This window comes from Nocardia takedensis NBRC 100417 (assembly GCF_000308695.1).
In the GTDB taxonomy this organism is placed as follows: domain Bacteria; phylum Actinomycetota; class Actinomycetes; order Mycobacteriales; family Mycobacteriaceae; genus Nocardia; species Nocardia takedensis.
Map to the genome: position 1 here is coordinate 77,485 of NZ_BAGG01000081.1, position 20,661 is coordinate 98,145.

Sequence of the window (20,661 nt, forward strand, 5' to 3'; positions counted from 1 at the left end):
TTGTCGCCGTTCACGCGAGGACCGCCTCCTGCGTCCCGACCAGCAGCCGGAACAGCACCGCCATCCGCAGGTGCACGCCGTTGGTGACCTGGCGCAGGATCGCCGCGCGCGGCGAATCCGCCACCGCCGAGGCGATTTCCATACCGCGCAGCATCGGCCCCGGGTGCAGCACCACCGCGTGCTCCTCGAGCAGCGCGAGCCTGCGCTCGGACAATCCGTAGTTCACCGCGTACTCGCGCGCCGAGGGGAAGAATCCGCCGTTCATGCGCTCGGCCTGCACCCGCAGCATCAGCACCGCGTCGGCGCCGGCCAGTTCGGCGTCCAGGCTGTGCGAGATCCGCGCGGGCCACGCCTGCACACCGACCGGGAGCAGCGTGCGCGGCGCGACCAGGACGACCTCCGCACCGAGTGTGCTCAGCAGGAAGACATTCGAGCGCGCCACCCGGCTGTGCAGGATGTCGCCGACGATCACGACCCGCTTACCCGCCACGTCACCGAGTTTCTGACGCAGGGTCAGCGCGTCGAGCAGGGCCTGGGTGGGATGTTCGTGCGTACCGTCGCCCGCGTTGATCACCGCCGGGGCCGAGACGCCCTCGGCCAGCGCCCACGCGTCCATCCAGCGGGCGATCTGATGGGCCGCGCCCGAGGCCGGATGCCGCACGATCAGCGCGTCGGCGCCCGCCGCGTGCAAGGTCAGCGCGGTGTCGCGCAGCGATTCGCCCTTGGAGACCGAGGAACTGCTCGCGCTGACGTTGATCACGTCGGCGCTCATCCACTTGCCCGCGACCTCGAAGGAGACCCGCGTGCGGGTGGAGTTCTCGTAGAAGACCGTCATCACGGTGCGGCCGCGCAGCGTCGGCAACTTGTGCACCTCGCGGCCCAGCAGCGCCTGCTCGAACCGTTCGGCCTCGTCGAGCAGTTCGTTCGCCGCGGCGCGGTCCAGATCGGCGACCGTCAGCAGATGCCTCACTGCGCCTCCTCCTGGTGCAGGTAGACGCCGTCGCGGCCGTCGTGCTCGGTGAGCAGCACCGAGATGTCCTCCGACCGCGAGGTGGGCACGTTCTTGCCGACGAAATCGGCGCGGATGGGCAGTTCGCGGTGGCCGCGGTCGATGAGCACCGCGAGTTGGACCGCGCGCGGGCGGCCCAGATCGCGCAGTGCGTCCAGGGCCGAGCGCACGGTGCGACCGGAGAACAGCACGTCGTCGACCAGTACGACGAGCGCGTCATCTATCCCGCCGTCGGGGACCGAGGTGCGTTCCAGGGGACGGTGCGGGCGACTGCGCAGATCGTCGCGGTAGAGGGTGATGTCGAGGGAGCCGAGCGCGGGACGCACGCCGGAGAACTCCTCGATCTTCTCGGTCAGCCGCGCCGCGAGCGTGGTACCGCGGGTGGGGATTCCGATCAGCACCACGCGCGGGGCCGCACCGGAGTCCAGCGCGGTCTTCTCGATGATCTGGTGCGCGATGCGGGCGACGGTGCGCCCCACATCCGAGGGCGACAGCAGTTCGCGGCCCGCGGCCACCCATTCGGGGGTGTGCCGTTGCGAACCCTCGGCACCGCCGGACCTGGCAGCCCGATCTCCGGGCACAGCCATGCCGACCTCCTTCCCCGCCTCACCGGACGGTCCGTTAAAGGATGTCTTACGGCTTGCAGCCTAACAGCGCTCGACGGACAGGTTTCACCAGGTACAGCCGGGTGTGAGCCCGGCCACGCGCGGGCGCGCTCGCGCCGGTCGGCGGGCGCTAGGCTTCGACCGCCGAGCCACAACGGAGGACCCATGGATGGACGTCGCAGCGATACGCGGGAACGAATTCGCGCCGTCGCGATGGAGTTGTTCTCCGAACAGGGCTACGACAAGACCTCGCTGCGCGAGATCGCCGAACGCCTCGGGGTCACCAAAGCGGCGCTGTACTACCACTTCCGCACCAAAGAGGACATCGTCGCGAGCCTGTCGCAAGACCTGCGCCGCGGCGTGGACGACCTCGTCGCGTGGGCGGGCGAGACCGAGCCGGGGCCCGAGCGCGCCCGCGCGATCCTGCTGCGCTACGGCGATCTCCTGCACGGGCTCGGGCGCGACATGGTGCGTTTCTGGCACGAGAACCAGCCCGCCTTCCGCCATCTCGGCGTCGGCGACGGTCTGCGCTACCAGTTCCGCACCCTCGCGGACCTGATGACCGCGCCCGAGCACGCGCCGCTCGCGGTCTTCCGCGCGCGCCAAGCCCTGCTGGCGCTGAGCTGGAGTCTGGCGATGATGGGCGATCTGCGTTTGAGCGACGCGGAGTCCCACGCCGCCGCGACCCGGATCGCCCTGGGCATCCTCGACACGGACGAGTGCTAGCACATATGTTCGATACAGTGTAAAGTCGCCCGCATGTCGACTCCGCTGCAAGGGTCGCTGCTCGACGGCTTCGGCGACGTCGAGATCGGCTCGCTCACCCCGACCCGCCGCACCGAACTCGGCGACGGCGCCTGGGTCGACCTGCGCCCCGCCTGGCTCGGCGGAACCGACCAACTCTTCGCCGACCTCGCCGCCCGCGTGCCGTGGCAGGCCGAACGCCGCCCCATGTACGACCGCGTCGTGGACGTCCCCCGCCTGCTCGCCTTCTACGGTGAGGACGACGAACTCCCCGACCCTTGTCTCGCCCGCGCCCGCGACGCGCTCGGCGCGCACTACCGCGACGAACTCGGCGAACCGTTCCGCACCGCGGGCCTGTGCTACTACCGCGACGGCCGCGACAGCGTCGCCTGGCACGGCGACACCATCGGCCGCGGCGCGACCCACGACACCATGGTCGCCATCGTGTCGGTGGGCGCGCCCCGCGCACTGCTGCTGCGCCCGCGCGGCGGCGGCACGAGCGTGCGCTACACCGTCGGCCACGGTGACCTGCTGGTCATGGGCGGCTCCTGCCAGCGCAGCTGGGAACACGCGGTCCCCAAGACCCGCAGGCCCGCCGGGCCGCGCATCAGCATCCAGTTCCGTCCGCGCGGGGTGCGCTAGCCCGCCACGCGATCGACACCGAGCACGGATAGATTGACGCCTATGAGCGATCCAGGGGCGGGGGTTCTTGCCGTGATGCCGCTGCACACCATCAGCGAGGTCTACGGCGAAACCGGACTGCGCGAACGACTACTGCTGGAGATCGCCGATCTCCCCGACACCGAACGAGTCACCGAGGCACTGGAACTCGCCGCCGACCTGCACCGCGAGGATCGGTACGGCCGCGAGCCCTACCTCAACCACCTGCTGCGCGTGGCGATCCGGATCATCAGCCACTACGAGGTCCGCGACAGCGACCTGGTGGTGGCCGGACTGCTGCACGACGCCGTCGAGGACCATCCGAAGGACCTCGCGGACCCCGACGCCGCCGATCCGCGCTCCGGCGCGCTGGCCGCACTGGCCGACCGGTTCGGCACGCGGGTCGCCGACCTGGTCGCCGACGTCACCAACCCTCTCCGCGACCCGGCGCGCGACAAGCACGAGCAATACCGCGAACACATCGCGCACAACCTCGACCGCTCCCCCTGGGCGCGGGTGGTCAAACTGTCCGACTTCACCGACAACGGCGTCGGCATCCTCTACGCCACCGGTTCGGCGATGAGCTACCTCGCCCGCAAATACCGTCCGCTCACCGACGTCTACCGCGAATTGGTCACCCGGGCGGACACCCCGCTGGCCGAACACGTCAAACAGCACATCCTCGAACAACTCGCCCGTGCCGACGAACGGTTCGAGGCCATCCTCGGCCCCGAGACAGCCTGAGCGGCGGGCGGGCCGTACCTCCGCAGCCGCCGAAGACCGACACCACGGCCCGCGGGCGGAACTCGCGGACATGCGGCGTGGGCGGTCCGCACCTCCGCGGCTGCCGAAGGCCGACGCCCCAGGCGGCGAACCACCGCAAGACCGGGCCGTTCGCCCCGCGCGCACGGCCCGCCGCTCGGGTTGGGATCATCCCCTGGTGCCCGAACCGCTCCGCTCCGCCGCCGAACCCGAGGGCGCGCGGCGGCGGATTCCGGTGCTGGACATCGTGCGGGCGGCACTGCTCGTCGCCGGAGTGCTGTGCGTGGCGACCGGTCTGCTGCCGCGCGCCGAGGCCGCCGAGAACATGCGCCGGATCGGCCCCCTGCTGGTCTTCCTCGCCGCCGTCATCGTGCTCGCCGAACTCACCAACCGGGCCGGGGTGTTCGACGCGCTGGCCCGCCGACTCGCCGTGCTCGCCCGGGGCAACTACCCGGCGCTGTTCGCGCTGTGCGTCCTGTTCGCCTCGGCGACCACGGCCCTGCTGAACCTCGACACCACCGCGGTACTGCTCACCCCGGTCCTGCTGGCCCTGGCCGGACCGGCGCGCATCGCGCCGCTGCCCCTGGCCATGACGACCCTGTGGCTGGCGAATACGGCCAGCCTGCTGCTGCCGGTGTCGAACCTGACCAATTTGCTCGCCGCCGATCGGGTCGCGCTGAGCACCCGCGAATTCGCCGCGACGATGTGGGCGCCGCAACTGGCCTCGATGGCGGCCACGGCCGCGTGCCTGTGGCTGTTCTACTGGCGGCGCGGCGAGCGCGGGTCGGATCGCTACGACATCCCGGACGGCGCACCGGCCAGAGACGCCCGGCAGCGCGCGCTGTTCCGCGTCACCGCCGCGGCGTGCCTGCTGTTCGTCGCCGCGATCCCGCTGTTCGGGGACCGCGTCGAGATCGCGGCCGTCCTGGCCGCCGCCGTCGCGGTGCTGGCCTTCGCGCTGCTCGACCGCTCGGCGCTGCGGTTCGCGCTGATCCCGTGGCGGCTGCTGGTGTTCGTGGTCGGGCTGTTCCTGGTGGTGCCGACGCTGAGTCGACACGGCCTCGGCGACCTCATGCACGCGCTCATCGGCGCGGACGACGGCGCGGCCGGGACCTATCGCGCCGCCGCGGCCGGGGCCACACTGTCCAACGTGGCGAACAACCTGCCGGTCTACACGGCGGGCGAAGCGGTGATCCCGACCGGCGACCGCGACCACCTGCTCGCCTTGCTGATCGGGACGAACGTCGGCCCGGTCGTCACCCCGTGGGCCTCCCTGGCCACCCTGCTGTGCCTGGAGTTCTGCCGCACCCACGGCGTCCGGGTGCCGATGGGGCGCTTCGTGACCACCGGATGCGTCGTCGCGGTCACGGCGACGACCGCCGCGGTGACCGCGCTGCTGCTGTTCGGCTGAGCCGACGCGCTCAGCGACGCAGGACGAAGAAGTACGGCTCGCGCAGACCGCGCATGTCCATCACGCCGAACAGGGTGTCGGCGTCGACCCGACGGAAGTGATCGATGATCGGCAGGTGGTCGTAGACCATCGCGGCGGTCACCACGCCGCGATGCTCGATCGAGCGCAACCGCGCCGTCGGACGCTTGGTGCGCAGCGCGGGGCCGACGACACGCAGCGATCTGCGGACCGCGCGCACACCGGGCAGCGGAATCTTGTCGGTCAGCGACAGCGGCACACGACGAGGGTCGACGGCGAAGATCTTGCCGGTCCCGTCGGAAAACAGCAGCGGATGCACGAAATCGGCGGAGTCGAACTGCTTGCCCCACCATCCCGAAGCGCCCAGCACCCCGTCGAACGGATGGCCGGTCTCGATCTCCGACCCCTTCCAGCGGCCGGTCACGATCTCGGCCACGGGTGCGGCGGGCAGGCTGTCGAACAGCGCCCATGCCTGCTCGGGCGTGCACCCCGAGGACTGCAACGCGGCCAGTTCCGCGGTGGCCGACTCGACCTCGTTGGTCGTCATATCCCGTTCTCCTCACGTGATGCTGTGCGAGAACAACTCTAGTCATCTCTCACGTTGTGACGCGACACACCCTTTACCTCGAGTGCGGTTCAGGAACCAGGATTCAAGGGTGCCCACGCGGCACAGCCACCGCGTCCACGCGGTGCGCGGGGTCCCGTGGGGCTCCCGCCGGATTCCGTACACCCACCGGCGGGAGTCCCGCGAGGGGTCAACCGGAGACGGTGATCTCCCACTCGTGAACCGTCAGCTCCGACGATCCGGTGGTATGCACGGGGTCTTGGAAGACAATTTCCTCCGCGGCGGCCAGACTGTCGGCGAACACCACGTAGGCGCCCCCGGTGCCATCGGTGAACCGACCGCTCTCGCACAGCTGACCGCGTTCGAGCAGATCCGCGAGGAAACGGCGATGCGGTTCGATCACGGCCTCGTCGAACTGCGGCGTCCGCATCACCATGACCAGGTACTTCCTGGTCATTCCTGGTTCTCCTGGCGGGGAGCGCGGGTGGCGGCGGCCGCGGCGCGCACCTGCGGCGCGACCAGCACCACCTGCCCGAGCACACCGTTGACGAAGGACGGCGAATCGTCGGTGGACAACTCCTTGGCCAACTCCACGGCCTCGTCCACCGCCACCACCGGGGGGACGTCGGTGGCGTGGAACAATTCCCACACCGCGATCCGCAGAATCGCGCGATCCACGGCGGGCAGCCGCGAAAGCGCCCAGTCCTGAAGGTAGGACTCGATCGTGCCGTCCACGCGATCCAGATCGTCGGCTACGCCCTCGACCAGCGTGTGGGTGTAGGCGTGCACCGGGGCAACCGCCTGATCGCGCGTCGCCAACTCCACCCGCTCACCGAGCAGGTCGGCGACATCGACATCCCTGGCCTCCGCCTCGAAGAGCAGATCGACCGCCCGACGACGCGCCTTGTGCCGCGCGCCGAGCTTCTTGAACGTGGACTTCTTGTCCGCAGGCTGTTCCGCCACCGTCAGGCGTTGACCCGGCCGAGGTAACTGCCGTCGCGCGAATCGATGCGCAACTTGTCACCGGTGTTGATGAACAGCGGCACCTGGACCTCCGCGCCCGTCTCCAGGGTGGCGGGCTTGGTGCCACCGGTGGAGCGATCGCCCTGCAGGCCGATGTCGGTGTGCTGGACCACCAGTTCGATCGAGACCGGGAGCTCGACGAACAGCGGAGCGCCCTCGTGCACGGCCACCTGGACGGCCATGTTCTCCAGCAGGAAGCGGGCGCCGCCGCCGATGGTCGGCTCGGCGATCGAGATCTGGTCGAAGGTCTCGCCGTCCATGAAGATGTAGTCGCTGCCGTCGTGGTACAGGTAGGTCATGTCCCGACGGTCGACCGTGGCCGTCTCCACCTTGACACCCGCGTTGAAGGTCTTGTCGACGACCTTGCCGGACACGACGTTCTTCAGCTTGGTCCGCACGAAGGCGGGGCCCTTACCCGGCTTGACGTGCTGGAATTCGATGATCTGCTGGAGCTGACCGTCGATCTTCAGCACGAGGCCGTTCTTGAAGTCGCTGGTGTCCGCCACTGTCCTCGGATCTCCTGTTTCGTATTGCTTCGTTCGTCTTCGGGCAACCGGCGTCAGTCGACGACGGTCAAGTCTTTGCCGGTGCGGGTGAGCAGTTCAGGGCCCCCCTCGCGGACCACGAGCGTGTCCTCGATCCTGACACCGCCGCGGCCGGGAAAGTACACACCTGGTTCGACGGTCACCGCCACACCAGACAGGAGTGTACCGGTAGCCGTTCTGGCGATTCCGGGCGCTTCGTGGATCTGCAATCCGACACCGTGACCGAGTCCGTGCACGAACAACTCGCCGTGTCCGGCGTCCTCGATGACCGCGCGCGAGGCCGCGTCCACGTCGGCGGCCTTCACACCGGGGGCCAGCGCCGCGCAACCCGCGCGCTGCGCCCGCGCCACCACCTCGTAGACATCGCGCTGCCAATCCGCGACCGCGCCCAGGACGTAGGTCCGGGTCATATCGGAGTGGTAGCCGCCCACGACCGCGCCGAAATCGAGCTTCACGAAATCGCCCGTCGCCAGGACGGCGTCGGTGGGCCGATGGTGCGGCACCGCCGAATTCGCGCCCGCCGCGACGATCGTCTCGAAGGAGATGGCCTCGGCCCCGTGCTCGTACATCGCCCATTCCAAGTCGCGCGCGACCTGACGTTCGGTGCGCCCGGGACGCAGCCCGCCGCGCTCGAGCAGACTCGCCAACCCGGCGTCACCGGCCGCGCAGGCCCGCCGCAACTGTTCGACCTCGTACGAGTCCTTGACCGCCCGCAGTTGTTCGACCAGACCGGGCGCGCCGACGAACTCGAGGCCCGTGCGCTGCTCGACGAAACCCCGGTGCTGATCGACGGTGACGCTGTGGCTCTCGAAGCCGACGCGGCCGAGCTTCCACTCCCCCGCCAGTTCGGTGACCCGCCTGCCCGGCGCCCGCGCGATCTCGGCCCGCACATCGGGGACCTGCGCGGCGACCTGCGCGCGGTAGCGACCGTCGGTGCCGATGACGGTGCGCTCCTCGGCCCCGAACCTGTCCCAGGAGTACACGAGCAAGGCCGCGTTGGAACCGGTGAAGCCGGTCAGATAGCGGATATTCACCAGATCGGTGACCAGCAGCGCGTCGACCTCGTTCTGCACCAGCAGACTGCGCAGCGCGCCCCGCCGTGCCGCGTAGTCGGGTCCACGGCTCGCATCCTCAGCAGACATGGGTTCCAAGCTACCGCCCCGTCACCGTGCCGGTGTCGCGAGCGCGGGACCGCGGCCGCCGACCGCGCCGCGCCGCCGATGGGCTGGTCGGCGCGCGTGGCGGCGAGCGGAAAACGTTGGGGTGGAACATCGGTTGTCCACAGGTGATTGATTACTCCACAAATTCCCGTTCGGACCGGCGGCGGCCGCGGCGCTCGGCGAGGCTGGATCGCATGACTCCCGTGGCGATCGCCCTGCTGCTCACCTGGTGTGCCGCGCTGTGCTGGTTCGACCTGCGGGTCCGCCGACTGCCCAACGCGCTCACCGGAATCGGCGCGCTGGTCGTCCTGCTGCACGCCGCGCACACCGGGCGGCTACGCGTCGCGGCGGTGGGCGGCGCGCTGCTGTGCCTGAGCTATCTGCTCGTGCACCTCGCCGTCCCGGCGGCCCTCGGTGCGGGCGATGTCAAACTCGCCTTCGGTCTCGGCGCGGTCGCCGCGATGGACGGGGCGCGCGCCTGGGTCGCGGCGGCGCTGGCCGCCCCGCTGCTCACGGCCGCCGCGGGAATCGCGCTGCTCACGGCCCGACGCGCCGAGCGACAGGTGCCGCACGGGCCGTCGATGTGTCTGGCGACGCTGCTCGCCGTCCTCGCGATACCGCCCTGAGCCGCGCGTTGCGCCCGAGCGCGACTCGCGCGATGAACCGAGGGGTGGGCTACCGCGTGGCGTGCCCCCGATCACGGTCGACCGGATGCACTGGAAAGAGCACCGACATGGAAGGATGGACCCGTGCTGCGCTGGATAACTGCTGGAGAATCCCACGGACCCGCCCTCGTCGCCATTCTCGAGGGGATGGTCGCGGGCGTCGAGGTGACGTCCGAGGATATCTCCGCGAATTTGGCCCGCAGGCGGCTCGGATACGGCCGCGGCGCCCGGATGAAATTCGAGGCCGACAAGGTCACGATGGTCGGCGGCGTGCGCCACGGCCGCACCATGGGCGGCCCGGTCGCCATCGAGATCGCCAACTCCGAATGGCCCAAGTGGACCACCGTCATGTCCGCTGATCCGGTCGACGCGGCCGAACTGGCAGATCTCGCCCGCAACGCCCCTCTGACCAGGCCGCGCCCCGGTCACGCCGACTACTCCGGCATGTTGAAGTACGACTTCGACGACGCGCGCAACGTCCTCGAACGGGCCAGTGCCCGGGAGACGGCGGCGCGGGTCGCGGCGGGCACGATCGCGCGCAATTTCCTGCGCCAAGCCCTCGGTGTCGAGGTGGTCTCGCACGTCGTCTCGATCGGCGGGGCCGCGAACACCACCGGCGTCATTCCCACCGCCGCCGATCTGGCCGCCGTGGACGAGAGTCCGGTGCGCGCGTTCGACGCCGACGCCGAGGCGGCGATGATCGCCGAGATCGAGGCCGCCAAGAAGGACGGCGACACCCTCGGCGGCGTGGTCGAGGTGGTCGTGGAAGGTCTGCCGGTCGGCCTCGGGTCGTTCGTCAGCGGTGCCGAGCGCCTGGATTCGCGACTGGCGGCCGCGCTCATGGGCATCCAGGCGATCAAGGGCGTCGAGGTCGGCGACGGGTTCGAGACGGCGCGGCGGCGCGGCAGCCAAGCCCACGACGAGATGCGGCCCGGCCCCGACGGCGTGCTGCGGTCCACCAACCGCGCGGGCGGGCTCGAGGGCGGGATGACCAACGGCGAACCGCTGCGCGTGCGCGCCGCGATGAAGCCGATCTCCACCGTGCCACGCGCCCTGTCCACGGTCGACATGACCACCGGCGAAGAGGCCGTGGCCATCCACCAGCGCTCCGATGTGTGCGCGGTGCCCGCGGCGGGCGTCGTCGCCGAGGCGATGGTCGCGCTCGTGGTGGCGCAGGCCGCGCTGGAGAAGTTCGGCGGCGATTCGCTGACCGAGACGGTCGACAACGTCCACAGCTACGTCAAGCGCATCGGCACCCGTCCACACGTTCCGGCGGACAGTCGGTCGCGATGATCGTGCAGACCGACCCGCGTGCCCCCCGCGTGGTGCTGGTCGGACCGCCGGGGGCCGGGAAGTCGACGATCGGACGCAAACTCGCCAGGGAACTGGGCGTCGACCTGTACGACACCGACGCCGGAATCGAGGACGAGACCGGCCGCACCATCCCCGAGATCTTCGCCGAGGACGGCGAACCCGAATTCCGCCGGATCGAGGAGCGGGTCGTGCGGCGGGCGATCCTCGCCGAACGCGGCGTGGTCTCCCTCGGCGGCGGCGCGGTCCTGTCCGAGAGCACCCGCTCACTGCTGCGCGGTCGTACCGTGGTGTACCTGGAGATCAGCGTCGCCGAAGGGCTGCGCCGCACCGGTGCCAGCACCCAGCGCCCGCTGCTCAACGGGGCCGACCCGGGCGCGAAGTACCGCGAACTGATGCGTCTGCGCCGCCCGCTCTACCGCGAGGTGGCCACCGTGCGCGTGCGCACCGACGGTCGCAGCCCCGGCCGCGTGGTCCGCATGATCCTGGGTCGACTCGGCATGGAGTCGGTCGTCCCGACCGCCGAGGTCGAACCGGAAGCCGTCGACGAGACCGCCGCCCCGCAGAGCGGCAGGCGTTCCCGCGCGCGCCGCCGCGCCCGGGCACGAGCGGCGGCCCGCCGCCGAGGCGCCGACCCCGACGGTTCCGACACCCCCTCCCCGGCCGAGAGCGGCCCCTCCTCCGCGACCTCGGAACAAGTCGCCCGGACGCCGAACAGCCCCACCCCGGAAACCGGCCCGGACGCGAACACCGCAGTGCCACAGAGCGATTCCCCCGCACCCGCCAAGAAGCGCACCGGGAGCCGCCGACCCCGCCGCCGCTCCACCGCCTCCTCCGCGACCCCTTCGCCCACAACAGCACCATCCGCGAGAGCCCTGTCCACGACAGCACCGTCCACGAGCGCAACTTCTGCGCCGGCGGCACACGCGACAACGCCCTCAGCGACAGCGGCATCCGTATCGGCCGCATCCGCGACAGCGGCATCCGTGACACCGCCATCCGTGACGGCGGCATCCGTGACGGCGGCATCTGCGACGGACCCGACGCCGCCTGCGACCACCCGTGACATCCCCGAAACGCCGTCCGACACACTCACATCCGCCCGCTCGAAACCAACCGAGCCCGCGGTTCGCCCCGAAGGGGGCGACCCAGATCCGACATCGCGCTCCCGCTCGCGCCGAGTCCGACGCCCCGCGGGCGCACCGGCCACTCCGGACATCGCGACCACGACTCGCCAGCGCGAGTCCGAGCGCGGTCACGCCGCCGCGCCGACAGCGGGCGGCACGTCCCCGGCCGCGATTCCGAGCGCATCGGCCTCTGCCGGGTGGCAAGCGACCCCGGCTGACTCCGCTTCGATCGAAGCCGTCTCGGCCGCAACGATGTCGAATGCCGACAGATCGGGCAGCGTCGCACTCGCGACGGCGTCGGGCGCGAACACCGCTGCGGCCGAGTGCATCTCGAAGCCTCGGTCCGCGCGGCCAGGCGGCGCGAAATTCGTGTCAGAGGAAACGCGGGGCGAGGTCGGAGAATCGACCGAACGCACCTCGGAGCCTCGGCCCGCGCGGGTAGGCGACGCGAAATCCGTGTCAGAGGAAACGCGGGGCGAGGTCGGAGAATCGACCGAGCGCGTCTCGGAGCCTCGGTCCGCGCGGGCGAGCGTCGCGGATTCCGCAGCGGAACAAGCGCGGGGCGAAGGCGGGGAGTCGGCCGAGGAGCAGTCCGGGGGGCGGCGTTCGTCGGGTGGGCGGGCGCGTAGGCAACGGGCGCGGCGGGCGCGGGCCAGGGCCGCGCAGACGCTCACCGATTCGGAGCGACGGTCGTGACCGTCGGGCGCCGAGTGGCCGTTCCGGGTCGGATCGTGACGAGAGTGCGTCGGATCGCATCGAGAGAATCGGAGAATTCGTGACAGAGCCGAGCCGTATCCAGGTGGCGACCGCCGACCCGTATCCGGTGATCATCGGTCGGGGGCTCCTCGGGGAGCTCGTCGAGTCGGTGACGGGTGCGACCAAGGGGGTTCGCACGGTCGCGATCTTCCATCAGCCGCCGCTGGCCGAAACGGCCGAGGTGGTGCGCAAGGCGTTGGTGGACAAGGGTCTCGACGCGCACCGGGTGGAGATCCCGGACGCCGAGGCGGGCAAGGATCTCGCGGTCGCCGGTTTCTGCTGGGAGGTGCTCGGCCGGATCGGGCTGACCCGCAACGACGTGGTGGTCAGCCTCGGCGGCGGCGCGGCCACCGATCTGGCCGGGTTCGTCGCGGCCACCTGGATGCGCGGGGTCGCGATCGTGCATGTGCCGACCACGCTGCTGGCCATGGTCGACGCGGCCGTGGGCGGCAAGACCGGGATCAACACCGAGGCGGGCAAGAACCTGGTCGGCAGTTTCCACGAGCCGACGGCGGTGCTGGTGGATCTGGCGACGTTGGAGACCGTGCCGCGCAACGAGATCGTCGCGGGCATGGCCGAGATCATCAAGGCGGGTTTCATCGCCGATCCGGTGATCCTGGATCTGGTGGAGGCCGATCCCGAGGCCGCCCTGGATCCGACGGGCGAGGTGCTGCCGGAGTTGATCCGGCGCGCGATCCAGGTGAAGGCCGATGTGGTCGCCGCGGATCTCAAGGAATCGAGCCTGCGCGAGATCCTGAACTACGGGCATACCCTCGGGCACGCCATCGAGCGGCGCGAGCGCTACCGCTGGCGGCACGGCGCGGCGGTGTCGGTGGGTCTGGTGTTCGCGGCGGAACTGGGCAGGCTCGCGGGTCGCCTGGACGACGCGACCGCCGACCGTCACCGGGCGATCCTGGCGAGCGTCGGCCTGCCGACCACCTATGACGCGGACGCGCTCCCCCAACTGCTGGACGCGATGCAGACCGACAAGAAGACCCGCTCGGGTGTGCTGCGTTTCGTGGTCCTGGACGGTCTCGCCAAGCCGGAACGGCTCGAAGGCCCCGATCCGAGCCTGCTCGCGGCGGCGTATTCGGCGATCGCCCGGGAGGAGAGCCCGAGGGGCGGCGCGGTCCTGCTGTAGTCACCCCACCGGAACGACGAAGTGCGGGGCGTGCCGTGAGGCACGCCCCGCACGGTCGTGAGACGGAGTCGCGGTTCCCGCCGTGGTGTCTCCTCGCCCGACCAGACCGAGGTCGGACGAGGAAAGTCACGTGACTCGACGCCGCGCGTTCGCCCGGGCGGGTTCGCGATAGCGGCTCAGACCGCGACCGGCAGGTTGCGCGGCGGACGCGCGGTCTTGCCCTCGGCGGAGCGTCCAGCGAGCAGTCGACCGATGCCGACGCCGATGAGGGCCGGGATGAAGATCAGCAGGACGATGAACGACGCGCCCGCGGTCACCTCGAACAGCAGTCCGTTGTCGCCGAGGTCGAAACGGGGCAGGTAGTCCAGGATCCAGGCGGCGATCCCGCTGCCGACACCGCCGACGACGGCGGCTTTGAGCCACAGGACGGTGAGGTCGCGGCCGTGTTCCGGGTCGGGGTGGGCGACGCGGTCGTGGCGGCCGTCGAACATGCCCCACGCGACGATGACGACGAGCAGGGTGGCCAGGCACAGCAGGCGCATCCACGCGCCCTGCGTCGGCCAGTACACCATCGCGAAGCCGAGGGCCGTGCGTAGGCCGACGACGAGCGCGCCGAGCACGACGGCTCGTAGTACCCAAGAGATCATGGCAACCACCTTAACTCCCGGTTCCTCGCGACAGAATTGGAACCGGTATCAGAAAGGTCGGGTGGCGGTGGACTCGTCCAGCGCCTGTTCCATCGCCGCGCGCGGCGCGGGGCGACCGGTGAATTGTTCGACCTGCCCGTATGCCTGGTGGAGCAGCATCCGCAGACCGCCGACCACGGTGTGTCCGGCGCGGGCGACGGCGACCGCGAGCGGGGTGGGCCACGGGTTGTAGATGGCGTCGAGCACCACCGGCGCGGCGGCCACCGACTCCGCGACGACCGCCGCGGCCTCGGACGGGATGGTGCTCACGACCGCGCCCGACGCCGCGCAGACCTCGTGGACCGTCGCGCGGTCGAAGCCGGCGACCGTCACGCGCAGGCCGAGACGTTCGGCCAGTTCGCGGGCGCCGCTGGCGCGTCCCGCGTCGCGGGCCAGCACGGTGACCTCGCGCGCGCCGAGTTCGGACAGCGCGAGCAGCGCGGGCCGCGCCGTACCGCCCGCCCCGAGGACGACGGCCCGTTCGAGCGTGCCGACCCCGCCTTCGCGCAGCGCGCCGAGCACGCCGTCCACGTCGGTGCAGTCGGCGCGCCACCCGTCGGCGGTGCGGACCAGGGTGTTGGCCGACCCGACCAGGACCGCGCGTTCGGTGCGTTCCCCGGCGTGGGCCAGCGCGGCCTCCTTGCCCGGCATGGTGACCGAGAGCCCGACCCATTCGGGGCCGAGGCCGTCGACCAAGGCGGGCAGCGCGGCGGCGTCGCACTCGATGCGCTCGTAGGTCCAGGGCAGGCCGAGTGCGCGATAGGCCGCCAGGTGCAGGTACGGCGACCGCGAATGCGCGATCGGCTTGCCGAGGACCGCCGCTTTGCGGACCTGGGCGTCGGCGCTCACCGGCTCACCGCCCACTGTCCAGGATTCCGCTCTCGTGGGCTTTGTCGATGTTGCGCAGGTGCTCGGAGTAGCTCTGGGTGAACAAGGTGGTGCCCTTCATGTCGATGGTCACGAAGTACAGCCACGGCCCGGGCTCCGGATTCTCCATGGCCCGCAGCGCGTTCAGCGAGGGCGCGGCGATCGGGTTGGCGGGCAGTCCGGTCATGGCGTAGGTGTTCCACGGCGTGCGGGTGGAACGGTCGGCGTCGGTGGTGGCGACCTCGGTGGTGTCGAGGGCGTAGTTCACCGTGGAGTCGAACTGCAATTGCTGGCCGACCTCGAGTCGGTTGACGATGACTCGCGCGACCTTGCCCATGTCCTGGGGCAGCGCTTCGCGTTCGACCAGGGAGGCCGCGACGAGGGTCTCGTAGGGCGAGAGCCCGGTGGACGCGCCGGACTGCAACAGGCCGGTGGATTCGTAGCCCGCCGCGCTGGCGCTGATGAGCTGTTTGAGGATCTGCTGCGGGGTGCCGCTGGGATCGAAATCCCAGGTGCCCGCGGCGATCAGTCCCTCGAGTTGGCGTTTGCGGTCGGGGGCGGCCAGCACCTCCGATTCGGCCCACTTCGGCACGCCCAGCGCGGACAGGTCCGAGCCCGCGCCCGCGGCGGCGAGTTGTTCGGCGCTCACGCATTTCTGTTCGGGACCGGTGCCGACGCAACTCGCGGCGGCGATCTTGGTGTAGATGCCTTCCTTGCGGGCCCCGGTGTTGACGTCGTGCTGATCGTGGAGCAACCGCCCCTCCGAGACCACCAGGTTGCCGACCCGCGACCCCTTGCCGAGCAGGGCCGACACCGCCTCGTCGGCGGGCGATTTGCTGGGCAGCGCGTAGTAGCCGGGCTGCACAGAACTCATGTTGGTGTTGCGCACGGCCGCCTCGTAGAAGGCCCCGCTGCTCTTGACCACGTCTTTCTCGACCATGGTCGAGGCGATCTGGCGGGCGGTGTCGCCGGGGTGGACCTGGACGACCACCAGCGGGCCCGCGGGCCCCGCGTAGTCCTCCGGCCCGGCCATCGAGTCGATGAACTTCTTGGCCCCGTAGCCGACGCCGCCGATCAGCAACAGCACCACCACGGCGCTGATCAGCCAGACCGTGCGCCTGCGCTTCTTGCGTTCCTCGGCTTTGCGTTCGGCCGCCCGCGAGCGCCTGCGTCGTTCGCCCGCGCGCCCGGAGCCGGTCTTGGCGGCTTCGCGGCGCGGCCCGGTGCGCTGCGGGCGCGCGCGCTGGGGGGCGCGGGCCGGTTCGGCGTCGGGATCGGGCCTGCGCGGACGGGTCCGCGCGCGCGGGGGCGGGGGTTCCGGGTCTTCGTCGTAGTCCGGATCGTCGTCGTACTCGCCGGGGTCCTCGGCGTAGTACTGGTCCTCGTCGGTGTAGCGCGGGATGACCGTCGTCTCGTCGTCGTAGTCGTCCCAGTCGTCTTCGTCGTCCGGTGCGGCCCTCCTGTGTCTGGCGCGGGCTTCGTGTTCGGCCCAGGCCCGCTCGTCACGCCGATAGCGCCGGTCGCCTTCGCGCTCTCGGTATCGTTGCTCGGCCCGTTGCCACCGATCCGTCATGCATCGTCTCCGAACGACGCGTCACGCACCGACGCCTCCTCGACCGACTTCAACACCGCACTCCGTTCGTCCAACCATCCTTGCAGGATCGACACGGCCGCCGCCTGATCGATCACCTGCCGTCGGCCACGCGCGCGAACTCCGCTGTCCCGCAATGCACGTGCAGCTGACACGGTAGTCAAACGTTCGTCGGAAAGCCGGACCGGCACGGGATCGATGCGATTCCGCAAACGTTCGGCGAATGCCAGGGCGAGGTCGGCGGCGGTCCCTTTCTCCCCGCGTAGTGTCCGCGGTAGGCCGACGATCACCTCGACGGCCTCGTAGTCCCGCACAATTTCGGCAATTCTCTCGATATCCGCGGAGGGGGCGTCGCCGCGCGTCTTGGCGGCGCGCGCGACCGTCTCCACCGGCGTGGCCAGGATGCCGTCGGGGTCGCTGGAGGCGACCCCGATCCGCACGCTGCCGACGTCGACGGCGACCCGCCTGCCGCGACCGGGATCGGTCGCGGCGTCCGGTCGGTCCGCCGCGGCCCGTTCCGGGATGTCCGGGCCCGCCATCAGCCGGCGAGTTCGGCCACCCGCGCGCGCACCGCGGCCAGTCCGGCCGCGATGCCCGAGGGGTCGGTGCCCGCGCCCTGGGCCATCTCCGGTTTGCCGCCGCCGCGGCCCGCGATACTGGGCCCGAAGCTCGCGACGAGGTCACCGGCTTTCACACCGAGGTCCTGGGCGGCCTTGTTGACGGTGACCACGAACGGGACCTTGCCGTCGGCGTTGCCGAGCAGGACCACCACCGCCGGATCGGCGCCGAAGCGACCGCGGATGTCGGTGGCCAGGGTGCGCAGATCACCCGCCTGCACGCCTTCCGGGGCGGCGACGGCGACCAGCAGCAGGCCGCCGATCCGCTCGGCCCGCTCCACGAAGGACGCGGCCGAGGACAGCACGGCGGCCATCTTGGTGCGCTCGAGTTCCTTCTCGGCGACCTTGAGCCGTTCCACCAACTGCTCGACCCGCGCGGGCACCTCGTCGCTGGGCACCTTGAGCGAACTGGCGACGCCTGCCAGCAGCGCGCGCTCCTTGGCCAGGTAGCGGTAGGAGTCCAGGCCGACGAACGCCTCGACGCGCCGGATGCCGGAGCCGACCGAGGATTCGCCGAGCAGGGTGATCGGGCCGATCTGCGAGGAGTGCTGCACGTGCGTGCCGCCGCACAGTTCCATCGAGAAGGGGCCGCCGATCTCGACCACGCGGACCTCGTCGCCGTAGTTCTCGCCGAACAGCGCCAGCGCGCCCATCTGCTTGGCCTTGGGCAGATCGGTGACGAAGGTGTTGACCGGGAAGTTCGCGCCGACCGCGTCGTTGGACACGGCCTCGATATCGGCCTTCTGCTGGTCGGAGAGTTGGCCCTGCCAGTTGAAGTCGAAGCGCAGGTAGCCGGGCTTGTTGAGCGAACCGGCCTGCACGGCGTTGGGGCCGAGGACCTGACGCAGCGCGGCGTGCACCATATGGGTGCCCGAATGGCCCTGGGTGGCACCGCTGCGCCACGCCGGATCGGCCTGGGCCAGCACGGTGTCGCCCTCGGTGATCTGCCCCTGCTCCACGGTGGACTTGTGCACCCACAGCTTCTTGGCGATCTTCTGCACGTCGTTGACGCGCAGTTTGAGCCCGGCGGCGGTGATCGACCCGCGGTCGGCGATCTGACCGCCGGATTCGGCGTAGAGCGGGCTGCGGTCCAGGATGACCTCGACGTCTTGGCCCTGGCTCGCCACCGGCACGCGCACGCCGTCGGCGATGAGCGCGAGCACTCTGGCCTCGGAGGTGAGTTCGTCGAAGCCGGTGAACTCGGTGGCCCCGCGGTCGACGAGTTCCTTGTAGACGGTGAGGTCGGCGTGCCCCTGCTTGCGCGAGCGCGCGTCCTCCTTGGCCCGCGCGCGCTGCTCGGCCATCAGCGACCGGAAGCCCTCCTCGTCCACCGAGAGACCGGCCTCGGCGGCCATCTCCAGGGTGAGGTCGATCGGGAAGCCGTAGGTGTCGTGCAGGGTGAACGCGTCGGAGCCCGCGATGGTGGCCCCGCCCTCGGCCTTCACGGCCGAGGCGGTGTTGTCGAACAGCACCGACCCGGTGGTCAGCGTCTTGAGGAAGGCCGTCTCCTCGCCGACCGCGACCGTCTCGATGCGACCGAAATCGGTGGCCAGTTCCGGATAGGACGGCGCCATCAGTTCGCTGACGACCTTCATGAACTCGGCCATCACCGGCTTCTCCGCGCCCAGCAGGCGAGCCGAGCGCACGATGCGCCGCAGCAGGCGGCGCAGCACGTAGCCGCGACCGTCGTTGCCGGGGTTGACGCCGTCGGCGATGAGCATGGCGGCGGTGCGGGCGTGGTCGGCGATGACGCGGAAGCGCACGTCGTCGGCGTGCTCGACCCCGTAGGAGCGACCGGTCAGCTCCTCGGCCTTGTCGATGATCGGACGCAGCAGATCGGTCTCGTAGACGTTCTCCACGCCTTGCAGCAGGAACGCCACGCGCTCGACGCCCATGCCGGTGTCGATGTTCTTCTTCGGCAGCGGGCCGAGGATCTCGAAATCGTCCTTGCCGGTGCCCTTGCCGCGCTCGTTCTGCATGAACACGAGATTCCAGATCTCGATGTAGCGGTCCTCGTCGGCTTCGGGGCCGCCCTCGAGGCCGAATTCGGGGCCGCGGTCGAAGTAGATCTCCGAGCAGGGGCCGCAGGGGCCGGGAATACCCATGGACCAGTAGTTGTCGGCCATGCCGCGGCGCTGGATGCGCTCGGGCGGCACGCCGATCTCGAGCCACAACCGCTCGGCCTCGTCGTCGTCGAGGTAGACGGTGACCCACAGGCGCTCGGGATCGAAGCCGTAGCCGCCGTCCTCGACGCTGTCGGTCAGCAGCGACCAGGCCAGCGCGATGGCCTCGCGCTTGAAGTAGTCGCCGAAGGAGAAGTTGCCCGCCATCTGGAAGAAGGTGTTGTGGCGGGTGGTGATGCCGACGTTCTCGATGTCGAGGGTGCGCACGCATTTCTGCACGCTGGTCGCCGTCGCGTACGGCGGGGTCTGCTGACCGAGGAAGAACGGGACGAACTGCACCATGCCCGCGTTGACGAACAGCAGGTTGGGGTCGGCCAGGATCAGCGAGGCACTGGGGACCTCGGTGTGGCCGGCACGGACGAAATGGTCCAGGAATCGCCGTCGGATCTCGTGGGTCTGCACGGATATCCAGCCTACCGTTCGCGCGCACCCCATTTTCCATCGCCCGGTGGCCGGACGGCGCGCGGCGGACCCGGGCGGAGTCAGCCGCCGCGCACGATGCGGCGCAACTTCGCGACGCGGGGGCCGATCTCGCGTTCGTAGCCGTGGTCGGTCGGGGTGTAGTAGTCGGCGCCGACCAGTTCGTCGGGCGGATACTGCTGGGCCAGTACGCCGTCGGGGTCGTCGTGCGGATACCGGTAGCCCTGGGCGTTGCCGAGCGCGGCCGCGCCCGCGTAGTGACCGTCGCGCAGGTGCGGGGGCACGAGTCCGGCCTTGCCCGCGCCGATGTCGGCCATCGCCGCGCCCAGCGCGGCGGGCACCGCGCCGGACTTCGGCGCGGTGGCCAGGTGGATGGTGGCGTGGGTGAGGGTGAGCTGCGCCTCGGGCATGCCGATGAGCTGGACCACCTGCGCGGCGGCGACGGCGGTCTGCAACGCGCTCGGGTCGGCCATGCCGATGTCCTCACTGGCCGAGATGACCAACCTGCGGGCCACGAATCGCGGGTCCTCCCCCGCGCTGAGCATCCGCGCCAGATAGTGCAGGGCCGCGTCGACGTCCGAGCCGCGGATGGATTTGATGAACGCGCTGACCACGTCGTAGTGCTGGTCGCCCGCGCGGTCGTAGCGGACCGCGGCCTTGTCCACGCTCGCCTCGACCAGGTCGACGTCGACGGTTCCGTCCAGCGAGGATTCCGCCGACGCCTCGAGCGCGGTGAGGGCGCGGCGCGCGTCGCCGCCCGCGATCCGCACCAGGTGCGCGAGCGCCGGTTCGGTG

General features: G+C 70.7%; 20 protein-coding genes and 1 pseudogene. 8 read left to right on the top strand and 13 right to left on the bottom strand.

What is annotated here, in order from left to right:
• Positions 1-10: 10 nt before the first annotated feature.
• Both ON30_RS17010 and pyrR read right to left on the bottom strand, forming a co-directional pair.
• The gene (locus tag ON30_RS17010; RefSeq protein ID WP_040708340.1) at positions 11-970 is read right to left on the bottom strand and encodes an aspartate carbamoyltransferase catalytic subunit; all 960 of its coding nucleotides are present in this window, start codon (positions 968-970) and stop codon (positions 11-13) included.
• The gene (pyrR, locus tag ON30_RS17015) at positions 967-1,596 is read right to left on the bottom strand and encodes a bifunctional pyr operon transcriptional regulator/uracil phosphoribosyltransferase PyrR (RefSeq protein ID WP_051029453.1); all 630 of its coding nucleotides are present in this window, start codon (positions 1,594-1,596) and stop codon (positions 967-969) included. The genes ON30_RS17010 and pyrR overlap by 4 nt, the downstream gene beginning before the upstream one ends.
• A 183-nt stretch (positions 1,597-1,779) precedes the next feature.
• Here pyrR and ON30_RS17020 point away from each other — a divergent pair, with 183 nt between their 5' ends.
• From ON30_RS17020 to ON30_RS17035, 4 genes are all read left to right on the top strand, one after another.
• Positions 1,780-2,340, top strand: coding sequence for a TetR/AcrR family transcriptional regulator (locus ON30_RS17020; RefSeq protein WP_040708341.1), 561 nt, complete (start codon positions 1,780-1,782; stop codon positions 2,338-2,340).
• A 33-nt stretch (positions 2,341-2,373) separates the two neighbouring features.
• Entirely contained in the window at positions 2,374-3,000 is a 627-nt protein-coding gene (locus tag ON30_RS17025; protein ID WP_040708343.1) for an alpha-ketoglutarate-dependent dioxygenase AlkB, read from the top strand.
• A 42-nt stretch (positions 3,001-3,042) separates the two neighbouring features.
• Positions 3,043-3,762 carry an HD domain-containing protein gene (locus ON30_RS17030; protein WP_040708344.1) on the top strand — a complete coding sequence of 240 codons (720 nt, stop codon included), beginning with the start codon at positions 3,043-3,045 and terminating at the stop codon, positions 3,760-3,762.
• A gap of 196 nt (positions 3,763-3,958) precedes the next feature.
• Entirely contained in the window at positions 3,959-5,191 is a 1,233-nt protein-coding gene (locus ON30_RS17035) for an ArsB/NhaD family transporter (protein WP_051029455.1), read from the top strand.
• A 10-nt stretch (positions 5,192-5,201) separates the two neighbouring features.
• Here the strand turns inward: ON30_RS17035 and ON30_RS17040 are convergent, their stop codons facing one another.
• From ON30_RS17040 to ON30_RS17060, 5 genes are all read right to left on the bottom strand, one after another.
• Positions 5,202-5,756, bottom strand: a complete 555-nt coding sequence (locus ON30_RS17040) for a DUF4334 domain-containing protein (RefSeq protein WP_040708345.1) — start codon at positions 5,754-5,756, stop codon at positions 5,202-5,204.
• Between the two features lie 208 nt (positions 5,757-5,964).
• Positions 5,965-6,231, bottom strand: coding sequence for a YciI family protein (locus tag ON30_RS17045; RefSeq protein ID WP_040708346.1), 267 nt, complete (start codon positions 6,229-6,231; stop codon positions 5,965-5,967).
• Positions 6,228-6,737, bottom strand: a complete 510-nt coding sequence (nusB, locus tag ON30_RS17050) for a transcription antitermination factor NusB (protein WP_040708347.1) — start codon at positions 6,735-6,737, stop codon at positions 6,228-6,230. Before nusB ends, ON30_RS17045 begins: the two co-directional genes overlap by 4 nt.
• 2 nt (positions 6,738-6,739) lie before the next feature.
• Positions 6,740-7,303, bottom strand: coding sequence for an elongation factor P (gene efp, locus ON30_RS17055; protein WP_040708348.1), 564 nt, complete (start codon positions 7,301-7,303; stop codon positions 6,740-6,742).
• A gap of 53 nt (positions 7,304-7,356) precedes the next feature.
• Entirely contained in the window at positions 7,357-8,484 is a 1,128-nt protein-coding gene (locus ON30_RS17060) for a M24 family metallopeptidase (protein WP_040708349.1), read from the bottom strand.
• A gap of 212 nt (positions 8,485-8,696) precedes the next feature.
• On the opposite strand from ON30_RS17060, the gene ON30_RS17065 reads away from it, so the two are divergent.
• The 4 genes and pseudogenes from ON30_RS17065 to aroB all read left to right on the top strand — a co-directional run bounded on the left by ON30_RS17065 (position 8,697) and on the right by aroB (position 13,502).
• Positions 8,697-9,128, top strand: coding sequence for a prepilin peptidase (locus ON30_RS17065; protein WP_040708350.1), 432 nt, complete (start codon positions 8,697-8,699; stop codon positions 9,126-9,128).
• Between the two features lie 123 nt (positions 9,129-9,251).
• Complete coding sequence (aroC, locus tag ON30_RS17070; protein WP_040708351.1) at positions 9,252-10,460, top strand: chorismate synthase; 1,209 nt, start codon at positions 9,252-9,254, stop codon at positions 10,458-10,460.
• Positions 10,457-10,975: pseudogene (locus tag ON30_RS40635) on the top strand (shikimate kinase); the annotation flags it as partial. The gene aroC and the pseudogene ON30_RS40635, both read left to right, overlap by 4 nt.
• A gap of 1,405 nt (positions 10,976-12,380) precedes the next feature.
• A complete protein-coding gene (gene aroB, locus ON30_RS17080; protein WP_040708353.1) occupies positions 12,381-13,502 on the top strand; it encodes a 3-dehydroquinate synthase in 1,122 nt (373 codons plus the stop codon).
• Between the two features lie 176 nt (positions 13,503-13,678).
• Here the strand turns inward: aroB and ON30_RS17085 are convergent, their stop codons facing one another.
• The 6 genes from ON30_RS17085 to ON30_RS17110 form a co-directional block, all read right to left on the bottom strand.
• Positions 13,679-14,149 carry a B-4DMT family transporter gene (locus ON30_RS17085; RefSeq protein ID WP_040708355.1) on the bottom strand — a complete coding sequence of 157 codons (471 nt, stop codon included), beginning with the start codon at positions 14,147-14,149 and terminating at the stop codon, positions 13,679-13,681.
• A gap of 48 nt (positions 14,150-14,197) precedes the next feature.
• Complete coding sequence (locus ON30_RS17090) at positions 14,198-15,037, bottom strand: shikimate dehydrogenase (protein WP_083911456.1); 840 nt, start codon at positions 15,035-15,037, stop codon at positions 14,198-14,200.
• Between the two features lie 4 nt (positions 15,038-15,041).
• The gene (locus ON30_RS17095) at positions 15,042-16,628 is read right to left on the bottom strand and encodes an endolytic transglycosylase MltG (RefSeq protein WP_040708359.1); all 1,587 of its coding nucleotides are present in this window, start codon (positions 16,626-16,628) and stop codon (positions 15,042-15,044) included.
• On the bottom strand, positions 16,625-17,185 hold the full coding sequence (gene ruvX / locus ON30_RS17100; protein ID WP_040708360.1) for a Holliday junction resolvase RuvX: 561 nt from the start codon (positions 17,183-17,185) through the stop codon (positions 16,625-16,627). The genes ON30_RS17095 and ruvX overlap by 4 nt, the downstream gene beginning before the upstream one ends.
• Positions 17,185-19,848 (bottom strand): alanine--tRNA ligase, encoded by a 2,664-nt coding sequence (alaS, locus tag ON30_RS17105; protein ID WP_040708361.1) that lies wholly within the window; start codon positions 19,846-19,848, stop codon positions 17,185-17,187. The genes ruvX and alaS overlap by 1 nt, the downstream gene beginning before the upstream one ends.
• Before the next feature lie 80 nt (positions 19,849-19,928).
• Positions 19,929-20,661, bottom strand: a 733-nt coding sequence (locus ON30_RS17110) for an AAA family ATPase (protein WP_040708364.1), incomplete at its 5' end; no start/stop codon positions are given.

Coding starts and splice junctions, on each gene's coding strand:
- pyrR (WP_051029453.1), bottom strand. CDS start 1,596: ATGGCTGTGCCCGGAGATCGGGCTGCCAGGTCCGGCGGTGCCGAGGGT.
- ON30_RS17020 (WP_040708341.1), top strand. CDS start 1,780: ATGGATGGACGTCGCAGCGATACGCGGGAACGAATTCGCGCCGTCGCG.
- ON30_RS17025 (WP_040708343.1), top strand. CDS start 2,374: ATGTCGACTCCGCTGCAAGGGTCGCTGCTCGACGGCTTCGGCGACGTC.
- ON30_RS17030 (WP_040708344.1), top strand. CDS start 3,043: ATGAGCGATCCAGGGGCGGGGGTTCTTGCCGTGATGCCGCTGCACACC.
- ON30_RS17040 (WP_040708345.1), bottom strand. CDS start 5,756: ATGACGACCAACGAGGTCGAGTCGGCCACCGCGGAACTGGCCGCGTTG.
- ON30_RS17045 (WP_040708346.1), bottom strand. CDS start 6,231: ATGACCAGGAAGTACCTGGTCATGGTGATGCGGACGCCGCAGTTCGAC.
- ON30_RS17060 (WP_040708349.1), bottom strand. CDS start 8,484: ATGTCTGCTGAGGATGCGAGCCGTGGACCCGACTACGCGGCACGGCGG.
- ON30_RS17065 (WP_040708350.1), top strand. CDS start 8,697: ATGACTCCCGTGGCGATCGCCCTGCTGCTCACCTGGTGTGCCGCGCTG.
- ON30_RS17085 (WP_040708355.1), bottom strand. CDS start 14,149: ATGATCTCTTGGGTACTACGAGCCGTCGTGCTCGGCGCGCTCGTCGTC.
- ON30_RS17095 (WP_040708359.1), bottom strand. CDS start 16,628: ATGACGGATCGGTGGCAACGGGCCGAGCAACGATACCGAGAGCGCGAA.
- ruvX (WP_040708360.1), bottom strand. CDS start 17,185: ATGGCGGGCCCGGACATCCCGGAACGGGCCGCGGCGGACCGACCGGAC.